General features: G+C 46.5%; 11 protein-coding genes. 5 read left to right on the top strand and 6 right to left on the bottom strand.

Features of this window, described 5'->3' with window-relative positions; genetic code table 11:
• Positions 1-218 precede the first annotated feature (218 nt).
• The 6 genes from C233_RS0105320 to C233_RS0105290 all read right to left on the bottom strand — a co-directional run bounded on the left by C233_RS0105320 (position 219) and on the right by C233_RS0105290 (position 10355).
• Positions 219-2159, bottom strand: a complete 1941-nt coding sequence (locus C233_RS0105320) for a heparinase II/III domain-containing protein (RefSeq protein ID WP_018666471.1) — start codon at positions 2157-2159, stop codon at positions 219-221.
• A 95-nt stretch (positions 2160-2254) separates the two neighbouring features.
• Positions 2255-3523: a DUF4995 domain-containing protein gene (locus C233_RS0105315; protein ID WP_018666469.1), complete on the bottom strand. Its 1269-nt coding sequence runs from the start codon at positions 3521-3523 to the stop codon at positions 2255-2257.
• Positions 3524-3734: 211 nt separating this feature from the next.
• Complete coding sequence (locus C233_RS0105305; protein ID WP_025068628.1) at positions 3735-4427, bottom strand: DUF6250 domain-containing protein; 693 nt, start codon at positions 4425-4427, stop codon at positions 3735-3737.
• A gap of 14 nt (positions 4428-4441) precedes the next feature.
• Entirely contained in the window at positions 4442-6424 is a 1983-nt protein-coding gene (gene hepC / locus C233_RS0105300; protein WP_051089630.1) for a heparin-sulfate lyase HepC, read from the bottom strand.
• 41 nt (positions 6425-6465) lie between these two features.
• The gene (locus C233_RS0105295; protein WP_025068629.1) at positions 6466-8691 is read right to left on the bottom strand and encodes a glycosyl hydrolase family 95 catalytic domain-containing protein; all 2226 of its coding nucleotides are present in this window, start codon (positions 8689-8691) and stop codon (positions 6466-6468) included.
• 257 nt (positions 8692-8948) lie between these two features.
• Entirely contained in the window at positions 8949-10355 is a 1407-nt protein-coding gene (locus C233_RS0105290; protein WP_018666462.1) for an alpha-L-fucosidase, read from the bottom strand.
• Between the two features lie 528 nt (positions 10356-10883).
• On the opposite strand from C233_RS0105290, the gene C233_RS0105280 reads away from it, so the two are divergent.
• Genes C233_RS0105280 through C233_RS0105260 form a run of 5 tightly spaced genes read left to right on the top strand, consistent with a single transcriptional unit; the run spans position 10884 to position 23160 of the window.
• A complete protein-coding gene (locus tag C233_RS0105280; protein ID WP_025068631.1) occupies positions 10884-14126 on the top strand; it encodes a SusC/RagA family TonB-linked outer membrane protein in 3243 nt (1080 codons plus the stop codon).
• A 10-nt stretch (positions 14127-14136) separates the two neighbouring features.
• Complete coding sequence (locus tag C233_RS0105275) at positions 14137-15900, top strand: RagB/SusD family nutrient uptake outer membrane protein (protein WP_025068632.1); 1764 nt, start codon at positions 14137-14139, stop codon at positions 15898-15900.
• Between the two features lie 21 nt (positions 15901-15921).
• Entirely contained in the window at positions 15922-18903 is a 2982-nt protein-coding gene (locus C233_RS0105270) for a SusC/RagA family TonB-linked outer membrane protein (RefSeq protein ID WP_026314740.1), read from the top strand.
• A gap of 12 nt (positions 18904-18915) precedes the next feature.
• On the top strand, positions 18916-20610 hold the full coding sequence (locus tag C233_RS0105265) for a RagB/SusD family nutrient uptake outer membrane protein (protein ID WP_025068633.1): 1695 nt from the start codon (positions 18916-18918) through the stop codon (positions 20608-20610).
• Positions 20611-20616: 6 nt separating this feature from the next.
• Positions 20617-23160 carry a DUF4962 domain-containing protein gene (locus tag C233_RS0105260; protein WP_018666452.1) on the top strand — a complete coding sequence of 848 codons (2544 nt, stop codon included), beginning with the start codon at positions 20617-20619 and terminating at the stop codon, positions 23158-23160.
• Positions 23161-23175 lie beyond the last annotated feature (15 nt).

The following is a 23175-nucleotide window of genomic DNA, read 5'->3' as shown; positions in this document are numbered from 1 at the left end:
GCATGATATGATTTTACAGGCAGAGGCAGAAGATGTCTTCAGACTTCTTCCCGAGCGTCATGTCTTGTAGGGTAAGATTGTGTGAGAAATTACAGGAATAGGACTATAAAAATGGCATATGAAGTGAGTATGCTCTATCATCTTCATATGCCATCTTGATTTTTAGGGACATTTACTGAATATCCCTTTTTATGCCCGTACGAAATGTACGGGCATCATCATAACTTCCTTATAACCAGTTTGCTCTCGCCCGCAGTCTGTTGCGGCGCTATTGTAAAACGGATGCGCGTGAGCCTTTCCTTATCCCATGAACCGATTAATTTCGGGTCGGTCAGCGCGATAGTATCTATCTCGGCCGATAAGATGTGTTTGTTGTATTCCAGCCCGAACCTACCCGCATCGCCCGTCAGCGTAATATTCCCGTTACCGTCCATTGCGACCTCGCAGCAAGTCATCAGGTTCAGCGAACTCGGCTTCCGGTAAGCGGACAACTCCCATTTGTCGGTGATTGTAAAATCCTTCTTCCTGTGCAGCGTATAGTTGCGCACCCAGCTTTTTACGTTCGCCTCTTTCGGATATGCCCGGGCTATGTCTACCTGGTAAGACACGGTTTTGGCAGTGGCCTTGTATTGCTGGCTGTGTGCCGCAAACTCTTTGCCGTTCTTCTGCGCCATTCCGTTTATGGAGGGCAGGTTGTGGTAATCGGACTGCATGGTCCATATCGTATACCGCTCCGGGCCGAAAGTCTGCCGGGTATACGTGCCTACCCCCGCATCGATAAGTACCGGCAGGGTATTGTAGTAGAGTATGCACGAACCTACATCGTTGTGGTTATGGCTTTCCTGGTTGTGTCCGCCCTTCGCCGCAAAGAAGAAGCCGCCGCTTTCCCCTTCGGCATCGCGGGCTACGCAGATTTGGGTGTCCCTGAACCAGTGAGTGCCTATCAACGGCTCGCCTTGCGGATAACCGGTAATCTCTTTGTACATAAACAGCTCGTCTAGGGCGGAAGCGAAGTAACCGTTCACCCCGTTTTCGAAGCTACGGTTCTGCCGTGCCATGAAGGAGGTGAACTTCATCATGGCGGAATCGCCCGTCAGCTTGCCGTATTGGTAGAGTATGCCGGGGCTGGGGCTTACCCTGGGAGCGGAGTCGGCGAAGTTTACGAAACGGTTGCCGCCGATATGTACCCGGTAGATGTATTGCGCCATATTGCGCAGGAGGGGAGAGTCGAAGATGTTTACCTTATTCCCCGTCACCTTAGCCAGCAAGTCCAGGAACTTCAAGGCATAGCCGGATGCGCCGCTCCAATAGGTCGGTCCCTCGTCGCAGGCGCCGTCGTCGTGGTACATGCTGAAAAAGAAATCCGTAGAGCGCATCAGCTTCCATACTCCCTGCCGGATGCGTTCCGGGTTCTTCTCTATCAGCATCAGCGCTTGCAGCACGTTGTAGTTAATCCACGGATTCCAGTTGTTCACCTGCTGGCCGCCGAACCCCATCCACCAGTAATCGTCCCGTGCAAAATAAGGGTCTATCAGGTTTCTGTTTACTTCCTCCACAATCCGCTTATTGATTAACGGGCTCACTTTGTCGAATTCGTCTTTCAGGAAATAGTGCGTCCATGCCATTTGCGCACCGATGTCCGCCACGACCAGCTCTATGGTCGGTTCATCCCTGTCGGGCAATCCGGAACGGTCTTTCTGAAAGCCGAGGTGCGCCGAGTGTATCCAGGAAGTCTCGCACAGAAACCAGACGCCGTCTATGATAGCATCCATGAATCTCCCTTTCCCCTCCACCAATTCGGCAAGAGTCAGGGCTTGCAAGGCTTTGTGGTTGGCGCGTCCGGTACGGATTTCGCCGGTGCGCTTAAAAGCGAGGTAGTCCGAGGCGAGGTCTGGTTTCCACTCGTGCTTCAGGGCGCGTTCGCCGTTCCTGATGATAATCTTTCCGATTTCGGGGTCTACTTTCTCTTGCCAGGCGTTCCGGTCGGTATAGCCGGGATAGTCTACCCAGCTTTGCCGGTAGCGGATAGCCGTTCCTAATTCCTCGTAAGATACGGTCTGTTCGAGTAGATGCCTCCAGGTTGCATTGGCGGAGAAACAGGGGCAGGCAACTGCTAAGGATAGGGCGCCCGCCAGTAACAGTTTTTTTATTTCGGACATTTGCATAATGTATCGGATGTGTTTAAACAGCGAACGAGGATAAGCAGTTACCCCCGTCCGTCAAAGTTAATCAAAAAACAACCTTTATCTAACCTTTAACGCTTGTTTTTCAAATCTATATACCTTTTCATGGCTTCCAGATAGTAGTAATCCGCATAATTCAGCGGCACATCTATTTCGGAGCCGTGCGGCAGCGAGCCGGTGGAGTGCATCAGCACATAACCTTGATTGCTGCCTTTGGCCGACAGGTAGCTGGGGCTGGAAAGATTTTTCAGGATAGTCTCCGCGTAATCGAAATATTTCTTGCCGTCGGGAACGAAAGTGCTTAGCTCCAGGAATGCCGAGGCCGTGACAGCCGCAGCCGATGCGTCGCGTGGAGTCTTTTCCCCCGCCGGGGCATCGTAATCCCAGTAAGGAATGAGGTCTCCGGTCTTTACACGTTCTATAATCATGTCCGCAATATGAACGGCTTCTTGCAGAAAGGCGGTATCCCGGGTTTCGCGGTAGCAGGAAGTATAGCCGTATACTCCCCATGCCTGTCCGCGCGACCAGGCCGATTCCGCATTCTTGCCCTGGTGGGTCTGTCTTACCTCCACGCTCCCGTCATTGTTGTAGCTGACCACGTGGTATGAGGTATAGTCCGGGCGGAAATGGTTCTTCATGGTAGTCTGTGCATGCTTTACGGCTATGTCGCGGTATTTGTTGTCTCCCGTCAGCCTGGATGCGTTGAACAATAAATCCAGGTTCATCATGTTGTCGATAATCACGGGAAAGTTCCATGCTCCGAAATCCCATGAGCGGATGCAGCCTATCTCCGGGTTGAAACGGGCGCACAGATTGTCCGCCGTTTCCACGAGTACGGCTTTTATGGTGTCGTTGGGGGCAAGGCGGAGCGCGTTGCCGTAGCTGCAATTCATCATAAACCCTATGTCGTGGGTTCCTGTCAGCTTCCGTACCGGGTTCAGCATATTGGTATATTCGACAGCGCGTTGTTTCAGCTCCTCGTCGCCGGTCATTTCATAGGCATACCAAAGGCTTCCGGGGAAGAAACCGCTGGTCCAGTCGTAAATGCCGCAAAGATGCCGTTGGCCTAATTGCAGTGCCGGCGGGTTAGGATACAGGGAGTCGATGTAGCTTTTGTTTTCGCGCTGTAACTGGGCGTCGAGAAAATTCACGTCGTAGCCGGAATATATGGAGCGCGGCAGCTTGCCCGTACCGGACAATTCCCCGGCGGTTGATTTCAATTGACAGGCGGCGACGTCGAGCGCATTGCTTATCCAGGCATCTTGTTGTGCCGGTGTGTTCTTGCAACCGGTCAGACCGATAAACAGGGCGGTTGCAAATAGCAGGGAGTTTCTTTTCATATGCTTGATTATTTAGTGGTTTTCGTTCACCGGCAAAAATACGAACCTTCCCGCAATCTCTTGTACAGGATTGTTGAAAGGAGCTTCGGTACGGTTCAAAGGTGTGTCACTTTTGTAGAATACCGTTTTAATTCTGTATATTCTTAAACAAAAGTATTGCTTTCGCCCTCTTTCCCGGGCAAAAGCAATACCTTCGGAAAGCGATGCCGCCTTATTCCTGCTTCAAATCCTTTACCTGGAAACCGGTGAATAATACATGGTTTTCCAGCAGGCGCAGCCCGAAATACCCGTCTCCCTCATTGCCTTTTACGGGTAGCCGGAACAATTCTTCACCATTGATACGGTAGGTCGTAACTCCCTTTTCCACACGGATTTGGATGTAGTACCACTTATTAGGCAGCAGCAGATGCGCTTTGTCCGTATATTCTTTGATAACCGGGCGGGCTATCGCATCGCTGGTGTCCGCTGCTTTGGCAAAGTACCGGCGGAAGCGGGTAGTGGAGTTGTGGTTTCCGCCATACCCCACATAAAGCAGGCTCAATGTCTTATAACGTTGAAAAATACCGTTTCTCCACTCGCTGCGTGCAAATAGGTTATCCGGATGTTCCGGGTCGTTGGCTGCCCAGAAACAGTTCAGGTCGCTGAGGCGGTCGTATTTTCCGCCTTGCATCAGCATCTTCACGCGATAGCTTATTTCGTAGTCGCCCATAAGCCGCCGGTTGTACCATAGGGTAAGCCCTTTCGGAGATGTAATCTCCAGCGTATCGCCCGATGTAATGATTTGTACTTCTCCGGAATGGTCTTCTATCGTCCAGTCCTTCAAGGCGCCCTGTGCCTGGGCTACGAAAGGAAACAGCATGAACAGGCTGCCCAATACGAGTGTGTACATATAGTTTCTTGTCATAATGCGGTTTTTTATTATAGTTGGTATTTCAAAATTCGTTTTTTTCCGTCGAGGCTGACCTCCACTTCCATGGAGTCGGCATCACAATGCTTGACCCCGGCTTCTATCCGGGGGAATTCTTCCGTACTCTTGGCGGGATAAATCACCGTTATGAACCGTACGCTCTCCCTACCTTTCTTCTCTGTGTTGAATGAAACGGCAGTGCGTTCGGTACGTTGGCGGTAAGCTACCGAGTACCAGCCCTCCTCCTTTTTCAAGGTGGTGTTTTCGGGTACGAAACATTGTAGTTTCACCTGGCTGTCACCGGTGAAGTCGGAAGAAAGCGAATATGTTTCGGGATTGATGTTCACCTTGCCGTCGCATAACTGATAATGCAGGTTAATGCTTCCGGTAGCATCTCCTGTCGCTTCGTCTACAATTACGAAGTACTGCCGGTTTACGAAGAATACGGAGCGGCGGTGGTTCAGACCTTTGTAACCGGGATTTTCCGTAACCAGTATTTGTACATTTCCTTCCGGCTGCCACAGTCTGGTTACGGATTCCGTGATTTCCAGGTTTCTGTTGTCCAGGGTCAGTGTGTTGTGCACGGCAGTCTGCCTAAACCAATTGCGCAGCTTCATCACTTCCGGACCACCGGCATATATGTACGAACCGGAATCGGGGAAGAGATTCCTGCCGTTGAACCACAGCTCGAACGTTCCGTTATCCGGCTGGCAGTGCCATTCGCCCTTGGGACCGGCTTTTACCACCATTACGACCGCATCTTTTTTCCAGCCGTTTCTGAAGGTGAAGAAACCCGATTTCAGGAAACCTTTGGAAAGGTTTGCCGGTGCTTCCCCTTCCCTGCCATTGGTGGCGAAGTAAAGTATCTGCTTATTTTCGGGGAACAATTTGAGCCATTCCTTGTAGTTGGCCTGTTCTGTTTGCGGGTCTCCCTTTTTGGCATCGCTAAAGCAAGGGTTAGTGTAGTCGGGGTAACACACATTCATATAGAACATTATCATGGACTCGATTGTATCGATGTAGTGGGCGGGGAATTCACTTCGGAATCCGTTTACATCTGCCATGCGCAGCGCTTTGCAGAATATTTCTATACAGGCCAGGTGATAATGCAAGTCCAGTTCGAACTGGCCGCCGTCGGGATAAACCTGTACCTTGATTTCTCTGTTCAGGATGTCGATGCCGCTTTTTCTCCATACCGCCGCCTCTTTGAATTCGGGGAAGAAAGCACCGGCAGCCAGCATACGCTGGGCCTCGAACAGCAAGTGGTTACCCTGGTCGGAATAATTGCCGAGGATATGTACCGCATGCCTGTGGTAATTTACCAGGAACTCCGTAAGGAAAGCCGGAGTGAACGAAGGAGAGTTGATAAAGAGTGTGAACTGGTTGATTTGGTCTTGTAAGCGGTGGCTGGTTTCCAGTGGACGCCATGCGAAACGCACATTCTCCGCCTCCCCCTTCACCTCGCCGGTACTGGCAAGTTCATATTCTTCCTTGGCTATCTCCACCAGCGGATTTTTCTTAATCCAGTCGAGGTATTGGGCAGTCCATTCTTCGGCATATTTCTCGTTACCGGACAAACGATAGGCTTTTCCCATGGGGGTGAACCATTTGTGGCGGTGGAGCTGCCAACGCAGTTCGTTGTCCTTTACCGGCCAGTATTGCCAATTGATATCTTTTCCGTAATTAAACGCCGGCTGATAGCCGTCGTGCACATAGAAAGTGTGTTCCAGCGCCTCGTCTGCCCATTGCTGTTCGCGTTTTCCGATTGTAATATGCTGCAAATCGATAGCCGGATTGACGATACCTATGCGTTTACGATAATAGTCCAATAGAGCTTGTGCCGCTGCTTCCTCTTTTCCTTGTCCATAAAGTTCTTTCACTTTCTCCAGGCCGGGATAGTCCAGGTTCAGCAATGGAAATACCTCCTTGTTGACCGGTTGCGCCTGTAACGAACAGGCAAACGCACAAATCAGAATAAAAAAGATGTGTCTCATGTAATTAATAGGTTTGTTGGTATTATAATCTTGTTTCAAATTCATTGCAGTCCGAAAGAGTTGCACCCATTCCCTTCTACGGGGGCTATAATGGGAATTGCACTTCCTCCGGCAGTCAGTACTATGCTCTCTCCTTTCTTTAAGTCCAGTAGGTATTCTCCCTTTTCTTTTCCCGGAGTAAGCGTTGCGTTACCGGCTTTCACCGTCGGGTTTGTCATATCGGTACGCAGTATGCAGGGCTCTCCGGCAAGGCTCTCGATGCGGATAGCGGTTGTCTTTCCGTCTTTCCGGCTGGCAGATACGAGGAATGCACCCTCCGTCCTTAAGTCCTCGAACTGTACATCTCCCCACTGGGAAGGTACGGCGGGGAACACGCGTATTTTCCCGCCCCAGCTCTGGAGCAACATGTCGTGTATGCACTGTGCGCCGGACAACGGTGTTTCGATTACCGGGCCGCTTTCCATATACATGGTATTGGGGCGCAGGGTGCGGGCGAATAGGCCGTTCAGTTTTTCCAGCGCCTTGTCGCCTTCGCCGAATGCCGCATACAGGGAGGACGCCCCCGTATAAGTATATCCGAGGATATTACCCGGCAGGCTGTGCCAGTGTTCCACGGACTTTTCCATGAGTTCCTTGCTGCCGTTTTGTTCGGCATTCAGCAAGTAGAGCGGGTAGAACATCAGCAGGTGCGAATAATGGCGGTGCGAGCGGCTGAAAGGCACATCCTTGCCTATCATCATTCCGTTTTCGTCCTGCGGATAGTCGGTCAGCCTTTCTATGACCTGTTTCCACTTGGGTATCAGCTCGTCGTCGATAGATAAAATCCGGGTCGCCTCGAGTAGCGTGTTGCATCCCCAGCGCAGTAATGCGATGTCGTAGTTGCAGTCTTCGGCAATCCCGTATTCGGGCGAGAAAGTACACTTCAAGTGCAGCCTGCCTTGCGCATCTTCTTCCAGGAAAGGAAAATAGAAGTTAATGGCGCGCCTTAGGGTGGGGAATAGGGTGTTTCTCAATATCGACTCGTCCATGCTGAAACGGTATTGCAGCCAGAGGTTATGGCATATCCACGGCAAGTTTCCTACCTGGGCTTTCTTTTTACCGCCGGGGATGTTCACCGTTTCTCCCGTCAGGCTGAAATCGGTGGCTACGGGCAGTGCGGCGGCATCTTTCCGGTAAGCCTCGGGAACATTATTTATCAGGTTATCCAGGTTGTTGCCTATTGCATCGACCAGCGGCATACCCAGTTCCAGCCGGTTGGAAGCATATACAGACCAGTAACTCAACTGCACATTCAGGTTCCACCAGGCGTTAGGCCATGGGGTTGGAACCAGCCAGGGGCCGCAGTTGTCCATTAGCCCGCCGCCGGTACGTGTGGCCGATGCCATTTTGTACATTTGCGCCCAGTAGAAATTCTCCATTTTCTTGTCGGGGAGGCTCACGAAACTTTGAGGGTAATAATTGTGCCACCAGGCGCGGTGAGCTTTCAGCAGGGCGGGCAAATCGCTCTTTTGCAGGTTGGCCACAGCCGCTTCCGCCTTTTGCAGTGCATCGGTTTCAGGAAATGTGTGAGCGTTGGTAATGATGAGAGTGCTTTTATCGCCTTCGCGTATTTCTTTCCATGCCGTGGCAGTACCGCCGCCTGCAAGCAGGGGTTGCCAGCAGTAGTTCACCTCGCCGTGTGCAGCCAGTTGCGGTGCGGGGTTCGATACATAGTTTTCTTTGAAGTGCTTCCGGTTCTTTTTCTGGATAGCATTCAATTGCCTCGGCGAGTCCGCCTTCTCCGGATAGAATTTCCAGGTGAAGCCTTTTTCGCCTTCCGTGGCTTCCGCTTCGACTACGATGTAGGGGCTTTCGGAGGTAACGTAGGCACGTAGCTTTATCTCTCCCCGGTCTGTACGGATACATCCGGAGGTTTCCGCGTTCCATAAATCCAACCTCATGTTGCCGGACTGTATCTCTCCTGCGGGATGCAGCAGGAAATAACCGATAAGCAGCCGGCCTCTGCCATAGATGCTTCTGTCGTCCTTGCGGTGGTCGTGCACCATACTGTTGCCTACATCCACCCGTATGGCATTCTTGCCGGGTTCCTTGCAGATGTAAGTTCCCATGCTGCCGTTCCCCATAAAGGGCGCTTCGTACCATGTCTGGGGTAAACGCGTCCAAACCATATCCTGCCGGGACATAAAATCTTTCCAGTCTATCTGGCTGTAACAGCCGGCTACCATACACCATGCTGTAATCGAGAATAATAATAAGAACTTCTTCATTTGTGTCGGATTGTATGTATTATGTTTTTCTAATGGCATACGTTTAATTTCATAGCAAAGGTAAGAGATTATTTACGGAATAAATCTTCATTATGTAGAAAGCTCTTATATTATGCTTTATTATATTTTAATTTTGTCCGATGAAGTCTTAATTTTGTTCAACCCTTGCGGAGAAAACATCTAAGCTGCCAGGTAATAGACTGCGGATTGTACGACCGGTAATAGCATTATCGGTAGAAACATGAAAACCGGATTGGTTATTTCTTTACCTTGAAACTGAATGCTAGCGCTTCGTTTTTGAGTCCTTGGGGTAATACGATTTTGACTTTCCCGTTTTTGCACGTGTATTTCATTCGTTTCCCATTTTGCAACAGCGTTATCCTTCCGTTGGGTTCATTACCTTCCCATTCTATATATTCCGGAAGCTTTTCTCCCTCGGGAAGTGCATAAATGGCATATAATGTTTTGCTGTCTTTGTCGGCGGTGAACCATACATTTCCGTAGTTATAGGTAGGAGTAATGCGGGTGGCATAAATGGCAGAGCCGTTTTTCTTTAGCCATTCTCCTACCTGCCTCAGTCTCACGAGCACTTCTTCCTCGATGACCCCTTCACCCGTAGGGCCCACGTTCAGGGCAAAACAGCCGCCTTTGGCTGTAATCTCTGCCAGCGTATTGATAATCCAGGTTGCAGATTTATATTTAGGATTGGGATTCCAGCCCCAGGTGTTGGTCAATGTGATGTTACTTTCCCACGGGTGGTCCAGTTGTGTTTTGGGAATTCTTAATTCCGGTGTCTGGTAGTTTTCGTTTCTTCCGGGGATAGTCCGGTCTACGGTAATCAGTCCCGGCTGCTTTTTGCGGGCGTTATCTACGATTTCATCTAATTGAATATCTTGTCCGGGTTTTCTGACCCAGCCGCTGTCTAACCAAAGAATGTCTATCCGGCCATAGTCGGACATCAGTTCATCAATCTGATTGGCTGTATATTGCTGGTATTTAGCCCAGGTTTCGGGATATTTCCGAATGTCGTAATTGGGATTGCGGGTAGGGGTAGAGAGGGCAGGGTCCCAGTAATACTCGCAATGCCAGTCCGGTTTGGAGAAGTAAGCGCCAATCATAAAGCCTTGTTTGCGGAAAGCATCGAATACATGATAGGCTACATTGCTGTACTTTCCATTTTTGTAGGGACCTTTTGCAATGCTGTAATCGGTATATTTAGAATCGAACATGCAGAATCCGTCATGATGCTTTGTTGTAAAGATTAGGTATTTGAACCCAGCATCTCTCATCACTTCCGCCCATTCTGCCGGTTCGAACCTGACCGGATTGAAAGAGTCCGCCAATCCCCAATACCATTTCTTAAAATCTCCATAAGTGGCTCCCGGAAGTATTTTCTTGCGACGGGCTGTAAAACGGTCTTCGGAACATAATGCCCATGATTCGGAGATACCGGGTACGGAATATACCCCCCAGTGGAACATGATTCCGAATTTGAGGTCTTGCCATTCCTCTAATTTTTTCAGAACTTCCGGGTCTGTAGGCCATTCGTATTCTTTGGAGATGCCGTGTACGAAGCCATGCTCTTTGTTAATGAAGTTACCTTGTGCATAAAGTGTAAAAGATAAGCTGATTCCTGCAATTAAGGATAGAAGTCTTCTTTTCATAGTAAACGAGTATTTTTAAATAGTGGGTTGATTATGATTAGCAAAGATAACGGTTTGATAAGATAACAGCGGTTTATGGTGTTGAGAGATGTTTTATTATAGTATATTATACTTGTGATTTTGTTTAGATAACTTTTGATATTGTTGAATCTGAGTTTGGGTTATACGATGTTACTGACCTGGGTTACGGATAAGATGTTGATATATAATGTACTTATGGTATATGATATTAATCGGCCGGTATGAGCAATTTACTCTTAAATAATAATCGGCACTACTTCTCTGCTCTTTATGTGTTTTTTAGCAGTATTTTACATAAACAATAGTAGGATTCTGAATAATTAGTTAAAAATAAGACGAATTTAAAAATATATTCAACCATATTAAAATCTATATCAACTCTAATGAAATTTCCTATTACATATTTAAATCTCTGTTTGCCTTTATTTTGATTTATTTGTAATCGGAATTTGCTGTTTATCATAACGGCAGTTTTCTTTTTATTCAGTTAATTTAATATTAAAAAGTATGAAAAACATTTTTGTTGATTGCCGCATGCGGAAAATTCTATTTGTTGCCGTATGCATTCGATCGTCCTTATGGGGAAATTTCTGCTATTCTTCAGAGGTTAGTAATAATTGGCAGGGAGACAAATCCGTACCCGATAAGGAGTGGAGCGGATATGGAGCCTTGCAGAGTCGGAATATGCAAATTACCGGAACCGTTACAGATGAAAATGGCGAGCCTGTCATTGGTGCTACAATACAGGTGAAAGGCTCTTCCCAGGGCGTAATTACAGATGTTGACGGGCGTTATACTATTGTGGTGCCCAGTGAAAGTTCGGTTTTGGTAATATCGTTTATAGGGTACGAATCTCAAGAAATTAAAGTAAATGGCAAGAAAAGTATCAATGTACAGTTACAGGAGAATGTACAGAGCCTGGATGAGGTAACTGTGGTGGCTTATGGTGTACAAAAGAAAGCTACATTAACCGGTGCGATTTCAAGTGTGGGAACAGATGCATTGTTAAAATCCCCAAGTGCCAGTATTGCCAATTCCTTGGCAGGACAATTGCCGGGCGTTTCGTCCATGCAGTCCAGCGGACAACCTGGTGCTGATGATGCGAAAATTTTTGTCCGTGGCGTTGGGTCGCTGACTGAAGGGGGAGCTGCTCCTCTTGTTTTGGTAGATGGGGTAGAGCGTTCTTTCTTCCAAATGGACCCCAATGAAATAGAGTCTATAAATGTGTTGAAAGATGCGTCGGCTACAGCCGTATTCGGTGTACGCGGTGCAAATGGAGTAATTCTGGTAACTACCCGCCGGGGTGAGGAAGGTAAAACAAAAGTGTCCGTCAGTTCCAATGTCGGTATCCAGATGCCTACGCGTTTGTTAGAAACGGCAGACAGTTATACGACCGCTTCTTTATATACAGAAGCCCAGCGCAATGATGGAATTGCAGAAGACCAGTTGACTTTTCAGCCTTATGATTTGGAGCGTTTCCGTTTGGGAGACGATCCTATTATGTATCCGAATATAAACTGGTATGATTACATGATGAACAAGGTCGCTATCCAGACTCAGCATAATGTAAATATATCGGGTGGAACAAAGGATATCCGGTATTTTGTTTCATTGGGTTTCCTCTATCAGAACGGTTTGTTCAAAAAGCTGGAAGGCTTGGATTATAACAACAATTACAATTATACCCGGTATAATTATCGTGCCAATTTGGATGTAAACCTCACCCGTACCACAACCTTGAAATTCAATATGGGCGGTATTGTCGGCAATCAACGCGATCCGGGTAAAAGCGGAGATATTTGGAAACAGTTTACTTGGACCCAGCCTTTTTCTTCTCCGGGAATTATCGATGGGAAAAAGGTGATGGTGCAAAGTACGCGTTTTCCGGGTATTGAAATGAATAACCAGGTTCTCGATAAGTTCTACGGTTACGGTTATGACCGGAAAGTGTCGAATAATATGACATTCGACCTGAATTTGACCCAAAAATTGGATTTTATAACAAAAGGGCTTTCTGTCGATATAAAAGGTTCGTATAATACGGATTATTCGTATGTCAGAACAGTCAGGGGGCATATTGAAACCTATACCCCCTACTATAAGTCGGAGGTCGATGGTTCCGGTCTCGATATAAATGACCCCGATTTCGATAAAACCGTAGTTTACCGGATAACCGGACAGAATATGATGAAAACTTACGGTGAAGGAAGTAAAAGCCGTGGACGTGATTGGTATGTTGAAGGCAGCATCCGCTATAACCGGGAATTTGGGGAACATAGTGTAGGTGCTTTATTATTGTACAATCAGAGCAAGAAATACTACCCTAAGCAATATACGGATGTGCCGACAGCTTATGTCGGTTTGGTAGGTCGTGTAACCTATGATTATAAATCCAAATATATGGCCGAGTTTAACATCGGTCATAACGGCTCCGAGAATTTTGCCCCTGATAAGCGTTTCGGAACGTTTCCGGCAGGTTCGATAGGGTATATCATAACAGAAGAAGACTTCTTTCCCAAAAACAAGTTTCTGACATACCTGAAAATACGTGCTTCTGTCGGATTAGTAGGCAATGATAATATGTCCAGCAACCGTTTTCTCTATCTGCCGGACTCTTATTCTATCAATGATTCGGAATGGCTGGAAAAAACATATCAGGATAAGAACGGGTATATATTCGGATTGACGAATACTGCTTATATGGCTGCCGCCAGAGAATTGCGATTGGGAAATCCCAATGTTACCTGGGAAACGGCACTAAAGCAGAACTATGGTATCGATGCTTATTTCTTTGATGACCGTTTGAAACTGACGGCTGATTATTTCCGTGAAAATCGCCGGGATATTTTAATTCAGCGCTCTACCATCCCTTCTCTAATTTCAATGGACGGTTTGCTACCGGTAGTCAATATGGGTAAAGTAAATAATCAAGGCTATGAAATTGATTTGAAATGGAATGACCGGATTAAAGACTTCTCATATTACATCAATGCGAACGTTTCTTATTCGAAAAATAAAATTATCTATCAAGATGAAGTAGAACCCAATGAACCCTATATGTGGAGAACGGGCAATGAGGTAGGAGCCCGTTTCGGTTTTGTAGCGCAAGGGTTTTATGATGAAGATGATTTTAACGAGGACGGTACGTTGCGTGCCGATTTACCGCAGCCTCAAGGCAAAAGGTACCCGGGCGATATCAAGTATGCGGATTTGAACGGAGACAATGTGATTGATAATGATGACCAGATGAAAATAGGAAATCCCAAACGTCCGGCTTACACCTTTGGTTTGAACTTTGGTGGAGAATATAAAGGATTTTTTGCTTCGATGAATTGGACGGGAGTTGCAGAGTGCGATATGTATATGACGAATGCCTATATGCGCCCCTTCTATCAAGGACAGGTACTTTATCAATATATGGCAGACGGACGTTGGACGCCGGAGACGGCAGCAACAGCCGAATATCCGCGTCTGTCTATTTCGAGTTCGAACAATTTGGGAACATCCCGTGTATGGTTGAAAGATGCATCCTATATAAAATTGAAAAACTTGACAGTAGGATATAATATTACCAGCCAGAAAATATTGAAGGCAATCGGCGCTTCAAAGTTATCCGTTCAGTTTACCGGTTATAACTTGTTAACATTCGATAAACTAAAGGTGTTCGACCCGGAAGGTGAATTGACACGTGATGATAATACTTATCCGATTATGAAAATTCTCAGTTTAGGCGTAAATGTAACTTTTTAAAATAACTGCTATGAAAACGAAGATATTATTATTTTTAGGATTATTGACCGGTTTGGCCACCGGGTGTGAAGACCTGAAATTCGGTGATAATTTTCTGGAAAAGCCGAATAGCGATGAAGTATCTATCGATACAGTCTTTGCTTCCAAGAAATATGCAGACCAAGCCATGAACCAGTTTTATAAAAGCCTGTGGGACTTTATGCCGACTTTGGACGGATGTCATCCGGAAGGCAAAATATTGGACGGATATACGGATTTGGGATATTCACAGCGTATTTCATGGACACATGGTGCCTTCAATGCATCCAGTTCAGCGGCAAATTTCCCTTTTCAGTTAGCACATGAAGAGGTGGTGGGCGATCCTACCTATGGCATTCGGAAATCTTATGTTTATATAGAAAACGTAGATAGGGTTCCGGATATGAGCGATGATGAGAAACGGATACGAAAAGCAGAAGCGAAAGTAGTCATAGCCAGTCATTACGTACAGATGATTCGCTTTTATGGAGGTATGCCATGGATTGACCATGCATATAAGCCGGAGGAAATGTTTCGACTGCCCCGTATGACTTTGGAAGAAACAGTGAATAAAACGGTTGCATTGCTGGATGAGGCTGCTGCGGATTTGCCGTGGTATACATCGGCGGACGAATACGGGCATATGACGGCTGCTGCCGCCAAAGCGCTGAAATTCCGTTTGCTTTTATTCGTAGCCAGCCCCCTGTTTAATAATACGGAGGCATATTATGACGGGCAGGCAGCTACGGAACTGTTAACATGGTATGGAGATTACCAGGACAACCGTTGGGAAGACGCTTTGAAAGCGGGAAAGGATTTTTTACGTATAAACCAGGAAAACGACAATTATTACCGGATAGAGAATACGGGCGACCCTCGAACCGATTATGTAAACGGATATTTTACAAAAGGTAATCAGGAGGTAGTAATGGCTTCTTTTCGTTGGGGTACTTATGACGGTGTGGATAAGCCGTTTCGTATGTATGAAGGCGGCTATGGGGCTCCGCGTGGAAATTATGCGGATATGTTTCAGTGGCATGACGGTTCTAAGTTCGATTGGAATAATCCGGAACATCGTGCACACCCTTTTTTCGATGCGGCGGGAAATCCTACCCGGGATATACGCTTGTATGAGAACCTGGTTGTAAATGGCGATAAATGGCAAGGGCGTACTGCCGAAGTTTATAAAGGAGGTCGTGAAGGATACGGAACTGGAAGCAAGGTACAGCAAAAGACCCAATATGGCTATGGCTTCCGTAAGTTTGTCCGCGACAAGAAAAATGAAATGAAAGGCAAGCCTTATTCCTGCCCTTTAATCCGTATGCCAGAAATCTATTTAGGTGTGGCTGAGGCAATGAACCAATTAGGGCGGGCTAATTCTGCGGATGAGTTCGGTATGACAGCCTATGATTATCTCAACTTAGTACATACCCGGGCAGGATTACCTCCGGTAACAGCTTCAGAAATCCCGCAGGGCGATGCATTACTGAGCTATCTATTAGATGAACGGGCGCGTGAGTTCGGGCAGGAAGATGTCCGCTATTTTGATATGACCCGCTACAAGAAAGGAACGGAGTGGGCGGCGCGTCCAATGGAAATGCTCGAGATTACAAAAACGGGTAAAAATTTTGAATACAATGTAAGTGTGCGCGATGATATCAAATATTATTGGAATGAATATTGGTATCTGTTGCCATTCCCCGTAGCTGAAATCAATAAAAAGTACGGATTGATTCAAAATCCCGGTTGGGAATAAGATTAATTAAATGATATGAATATGAATAAGTTTTTATATACGATAGGTTTGGCGTTCATTTTTTCGTCGGAGATAATGGCGCAGGACACAGTGAACGGCATAGTGAAAGACGCTTCCGGAAATCCTCTTTCGGGGGTAAGAGTTTCGAAAGTCGGTGAGTTCCGAAACAATAGCGTAACCGACAATAGCGGAACATTTTCACTGATGTTGGAAGAAGGCGATTTCATCGAGTTGAATTATGCGGATGTCATAATGAAACGTGTCCGGGTTACCGGCAATACACTGAATATAACACTCGATTCAAAACAAGATGCGACTGTCGATTTAGGTTTCTTGAAGCGTACGGAAGAGACTCGGACCCAATCGGCAACTGCTGTTTATGCAGATTTTCTCGAGAAAAACGCCACTTCTCCCAATAGGGTAAATAACGCACTTTTCGGGTTGCTGTCCGGGCTTTATCTTACGCAAAATGTAGGTTGGAATGCTAACGCCGGGATGAATATACGCGGTCGCGGCGGATTGGATAGCGGTTCTCCTTTAGTACTGGTAGACGGGTTTCAACGTGGGTTGACTAATATGACAATTGAAGAAATAGAGTCGGTACAGGTATTGAAAGACGGTGCTGCTACCGCCTTATGGGGAGCCAGAGGAGCCAATGGAGTAATCCTGATTAATACCAAACGGGGTATTTATAATTCATTCGATATAGATGTGAATTACCGTCACGGTTTCGAGCTTCCGATAAATGAGCCGGAAATGGCGGATGCCTATACTTATGCTATGGCTCAAAACGAAGCTTTGTATTATGACGGATTGCCGTTGCAGTACACAAGAAAACAACTGGAGCGGTATAAAAATGGAACAGACCCCTATTACTACCCCAATGTAAACTGGCTGAAAGAAGGTACGAGAAATTTCAGCGAGAACAATCAGTTCAATATCATGATGCGGGGTGGCGGCAAACGAGTACGTTACATGGCCTTGTTGGATTATAAAAATAAATTTGGGCTATTGAATGAAGATTATACCCATTATTCAGACCGTTATAATTCGCAGATTCGTACTTACGAACTGGATTTACGTATGAATTTGGACGTAGATATTACATCCGGTACGAAAATGAAATTCAGTATGTATGGTATAATCGGGGAGGATAAGAGCCCGAATACAGATATAGACGCCATTTTTCAGAATTTTTATAAAGTCCCGGCCACCGCATTTCCTATAAAAACCTTGAATAATAATTGGGGTAGTAATACGCTTTTCAAGATGAATCCGATTGCGGCTATCGCCGATGTGGGATATTTGCAGGAGAACCGCCGCATGCTGGAAGCCGATATGCGGGTTACGCAAGATTTGTCCATGTTCCTGAAAGGTTTAAATGCCGAAGTAGCTGTGGCGTATGATAACTCTGCGACTTTTCAGGAGATAGGCAGTAAAACCTATAAATATGAAGTCAGCCATTTGTCCGATGCAGGTCTTCCTATGAGCGAAATATATGGAACGGACAGCAAAGTGCAAATTTCAGAGTCGGAATTGTCTGCACAATTTATCCGTGCCAGTGTGGAAGCGAAGTTGAATTACGACCATGCATTCGGAAACCAACAGTTGTCGGCTTCTGCCGTTTACCGCCAGGATATGGAAGAACCGTTGGAACGCAACGCCTCCTATTATCGCCAGAACGTAATGGGCTTTGTCGGTTATAATTACGCTAACCGCTATATGGTGGATGTCGTCGGCAATTATTATGGTACCAGCGTACTGCTGAAAGGAGATAAATTCCGCTTTTATCCTGCTGTTTCGGTAGGGTGGAACATTGCCAATGAAGAATTCTTGCAGGGAGCTTCCGCTCTGGATTTATTGAAATTGCGCGCTTCCTGGGGACGTTCTGCCACAGATAACCTCAGCTATGGGTTAGGCAATTATTTCTGGACGGGTTCCGGCAAATACCTTTTTGGCGACGGTATGACATCCGTTAGCGGTCTGAAAGAGCAGAAGTTGCCTATGTACCGGCTGAATCTGGAAACTGCAGATAAATACAATGTGGGTGTCGATGTCCGTTTATGGAGAAATTTCACGGCAACAGCGGAGATGTATTATGATTACCGTACCGACATTCTGGTAGATAATAATAAGGTATCGGCAATTTTGGGTATTACCCCGGCACAAGCCAATATCGGTAAAGTGAAAAGCCGTGGACTGGAACTGAGTATGGGCTGGAACGACCGGTACAAGGATTTTAAGTATTATGTAAATGCCAACTGGGCCTTAAATGACAGCGAGGTGATTGAAAACGGCCAGGCATACCAGCCTTATGACTATCTGTATACTAAAGGACATAAGGTAGGACAGTTGTTCGGTTTGGAGGCCATCGGCTATTTCCGCGATGAGGAAGATATTGCGAACAGTCCAGAACAGACATTCTCGGTAGTCCGTCCGGGCGACGTGAAATATAAAGACCAGAATGGCGATAAAAAGATAGACAGTGAAGACCGGGTAGCTATCGGCAAGTCTACTACCGTACCCGAAATGTATTATGGTCTGAATCTCGGATTCGAGTATAAAGGATTTGGAGTAGATATGGTTTTCAATGGCATCAGCGGACTTACCAAACAGTTGAACACAGCCAATGTTCATCAGCCGCTGCGTAACGGCAATACCAATATCGCTACCTGGTATCTAAAGGACAGGGTGCGTTGGACGGAGGCTACTAAAGATATCGCCAATGTCCCCCGTCTTTCCACATTATCCAATGAGAATAATTACCAGGTCAGCACCCAGTGGATTGAGGACGGTTCGTTCTTTAAACTCCGTAATCTGAATGTGTACTATAACCTGCCCCAAAAATGGGTGAAGAAGATGAAAATGGATAAATTCCAAATTTATGCCAAGGCGCAGAATGTTTTTTCGATAGACAAAATAGACTACTTCAATTGCGAAGACATCGCTTTAGGATATCCGGATGTATTTTCCGTGTATTTGGGGCTGAATATTAATTTTTAAATGAGGATAATTATGCGAAACATAAAAAAATATATGGTAGCTGCTTGCACTTTGCTTGCATTGGGCGGATGCGATTATCTGGACTACGACGAGACTACCGGAAAAACGCGGGAAGAAGCATATAGCTATTTTGATAATATGAACCAGTTGGTTGCTAACGTCTACTCCGTCTTACCGGTTGATTTCGGTAGGGTGAGCGATGCGATGATGGAATCTGCTACCGACAATTCTATATACACCTGGGAAAATAATAGTATATATTATATTGTTAATGGCACATGGAGTCCTTTGAAACGAGTGGACGACGGTTGGAGCTTTTGGAACGGTATCCGGAGCGCCAATTCTTTTCTGGAAAACTATGACCCGGAAGTATTGAAACGCTTTGAATACAATGAAGATTACGATGAAATGACAGGAAAAGCTTCCAAGTTCTCCTATGAAGTCCGTTTCTTACGTGCGTTTTATTTGTTCGAATTAGCTAAGCGGTATGGTGATGTCCCTTTGGTAACGCGCACATATACGCAAGAAGAAATCAATTCGATAGAAAAAACTCCGTTTACAGAGGTTATAGACTTTATAGTAAAAGAATGTACGGAGATAGCTCCCGAACTTCCTGTAGACCAGTCGGACTTTTGGGGAGAAACAGGCAGGGTAACTAAGGGTACGGCACTGGCTTTAAAGTCGAGAGCTTTGCTTTACGCAGCCAGTGCGCTACATAATCCGGACAATGACCCTGCCAAATGGGAAGCCGCTGCAAAAGCAGCTTACGAGGTCATTGCGATGAATAAATATCAGTTGCCTAAAATAGCGGACGACCCTCTTTATTCCGATTTAGGGGGGCATGAGGTATTGAAATCCCCGCAACTGATTTTCGAACGTCGTGCCACGGAAACGAGCAGCGACTTTGAATCCCGTAATGAGCCGATGGGATATGAAAGTGCGGAGGGGGGGAATACTCCGACGCAAAATCTGGTGGATGCTTATGAACTGAAGGACGGAACCCCGTTCAGTTGGGACAACCCGGTTCATGTGTCCAATATCTATTATGATGCAAACGGCGAGGAAACCCGTGACCCCCGTCTGTATCTGAATGTATTGACCAATGGGTCGGTTTGGCAAGAGCGGAAGATAGAGACATTCGAAGGAGGTAAAAACAAAATCCTGGACGGCTCTACAAAAACGGGATATTATCTTCGCAAATACATGAATCCGTCCGTATCGCTCAATCCGGACAAGCCCAACAAACTGCATCACCATTATATATTGTTCCGTTATGCTGAAATTCTGTTGAATTATGCAGAAGCCATGAACGAATGGAAAGGACCCGATGCCACCGCCGAAGGCTGTCCGTTGACGGCACGGCAGGCCTTGAACCAGGTACGCGATTGTGCCGGCATGAAGCATGTAGACGAAACGGGAGCGGATTTTACCGAAAAAGTCCGTAATGAACGCCGTATCGAACTGGCTTTTGAAGGGCACCGTTTCTATGACATCCGCCGTTGGAAAATCGCTTCCCGGGATGACGTTAGAAATATCTACGGTGTGAAGATAACGGGGAGCGGCACTTCTTTTACTTATGAAAAAGTACTGCTGCAGCAGATGTATTGGGATGACAAGATGTATCTGTTCCCTTATCCGCAAAATGAAATCTATATGAACCCGAATTTGACGCAGAATCCGGGTTGGAGTGGTGAAAATAAAAACTAAAGAAGTATGAATACAAAATATATAGCTGGCTTGATATTCTTGCTGGGTCTGTTAATGACAGCGTGTAGTGATGACAAGGAAATATTCTTTGACGATGTAATCGGCGAAGAAACGGTAGACAGGGTACATCCTGACGAGCGGGATAAACCCTATCCGCGCGAAGAACATGAACTTTACCTGAATCCGGCTCCTTTGATTGTGCCCGATGTAAGGGGAGAGGATGAATTTTTGGAGTTCGAGCTTTCCCAAGATGCCGGTTTTCCGGAACAAGGAACATACCGTTCGGGGAAATTGGCATGGAATATGTACAACATTCATCAACAGATGCCCGCCGGCAAATGGTATTGGCGTTTTCGGCTGGTAGATGCCGATGACAAACCGGGACAATGGAGTGAAGTGAACAATTTTACAATAACGGGTAAAGAGCCCGTCTTCGTTACGCCGGAATGGTCTGTTTTTCAGCAAAACATACCGGCTGTTTATCCGCGTGTGCACTATTACTTGAATGAAGATTTGGAGAAGGTACGTCCCACGATAACAGAACACCGCGAGTACCGGGAACTGGTTAGCCGTACCAACTCTGCCATGAATTATACCCCGGCGGTAACCGATTTATATGATGAGAGCAAGACCAGTACGTTGAGCCAATATACATTCGACTATTTATACTCGGCATTCTTGCTGACAGGCGATGTCAAGTACCGGGATAAAATACAGGATTATGCCCGCATATTGCTTGCCGGCAGTATAGATAAAGACAAGCTTTCCACAAGTAATTTCCATTCTGCCTACGCCGTTACTGTTTTAAGCACTATTTATGATGCTTGTCAGGAAAGCTTGACCGAAGCGGAAAAAACAGCCGCCGAGGAAGTTATCGTATATTTGGTTAACCGTTATTATAACAGCTACCGGGGAAAACAGGAAAATCATATATTCGATAACCATACCTGGCAGATTGTGATGAGAGGGCTTTTGCAAGGAGCCTTTGTCGTTTGCCAGGAGTATCCCGATATGATGAAAGCCTTGGAATATTTCTATGAATTGTGGACGGCCCGTGCTCCTGCCACCGGTTTTAATAGAGACGGAGCCTGGCAAAATGGAACCGGGTATTTCAATACGAACTCATATACCCTATATTACATACCGATGCTGTTTTCAAAGACGACAGGGACAGACTTCCTGAAACATCCCTGGTACCAGAATGTCGGAAAATACCTGGCTTATTCATGGCTACCCGAAACTGCAACGACAGGATTCGGCGATATTAGCGGTCCCGTAGATTCACCTCACAGAGTTCGCGTTGCTTTTGCCGATTTTGCAGCTCGCGAGATAGGAGATGCTTATGCCGCCTGGTATGTAAAGGAATGTGGAAATACACTATATAGCGATTATGCCATGCGTTTATATAGAATGGCGCGTAGCTACATAGCTTATAGTGCTCCCGACCTGGATGAGACGGCAATGGACAACTTTATCTGGTATCAGGATATCGGTGAAGGGGTTGCGTATTCCGATATGGCGGACAGAAGCAACAATATGGCATTATCTTTCCGTTCGAGTCCTTTCGGTTCAGGCAGCCATACCTTGGCAGACCAGAATAGTTTTAAACTGCTGTACAAAGGAACGTATGTCTATATGAATGCCGGTTATTACCAGAACTTCTCGGATGCCCACAACTTATTGCAGTTCCGCCATACACGGGGGCATAATACGATAATGGTCAATAATATCGGCCAGCCTTTTACAACCCGGGCTTACGGTAATATAGAACGCGGTCTGAATGCAACGAATCTGGCTTATTTTCTGGGAGATGCCTCGCATGCCTACTGCGGAACATCGGAATATCCGATGTGGCAGGACGCCTTTAAGAATGCCGGAATCTCCCAAACGCCCGAATACGGTTTTGGAGAAACTCCGTTGAATAATTACAGGCGGCATATCTTCATGTTGCGTCCCGATAAAGTGGTGATATACGACGACTTGGGTGCCGACGAGGCTTCTACCTGGCAATGGTTATTGCATAGTCCTGTAGAATTCCACGTAGCGGGTAACAAAGTAACCACTACTTATACGGACAAAGGCGGGTTCACTTCCGTTGCACAGATATATAGCGGGCAGACACCGGAAATTACGGTTACCGACGAGTGGTTCCCCGGTGCGGAGCCGGACGAGACGGATGATGAATACAGAGGTGTCCAGTGGCATTTGACAGCCGATTTCGGTCCGAGCCTGAATAATAAGATTCTTACGATTATTCAAGTGAGCGATAATGGTGCGGTAGAGGATATCTGGCAAGTCAATAACCGGTTTACCGTGGGCGACTGGAAAATAGATGCGGAGCTGGATGCGGATAAGCCTGCCGCCATTACCATAACCAACGAGGCGACCGGTACCGTGTTCGATTATGGCAGTACGGAACTTACGGTAAACGGCGCTCCATATCAGCGCCAACAGGAAAATTCTTCAGTTTTGTACGATGACATACACGGTACTATGCAAATTCAGGAAAGCACCGTAAAACAAGTTCAGACAACAAGAACAGCGAGATAAGTATGTGACATTTAA

The organism is Bacteroides gallinarum DSM 18171 = JCM 13658 (genome assembly GCF_000374365.1).
In the GTDB taxonomy this organism is placed as follows: Bacteria; Bacteroidota; Bacteroidia; order Bacteroidales; family Bacteroidaceae; genus Bacteroides; species Bacteroides gallinarum.
The sequence above is the reverse complement of the archived record's forward strand: the minus strand, read 5'-3'. Positions and strand labels throughout refer to the sequence as shown.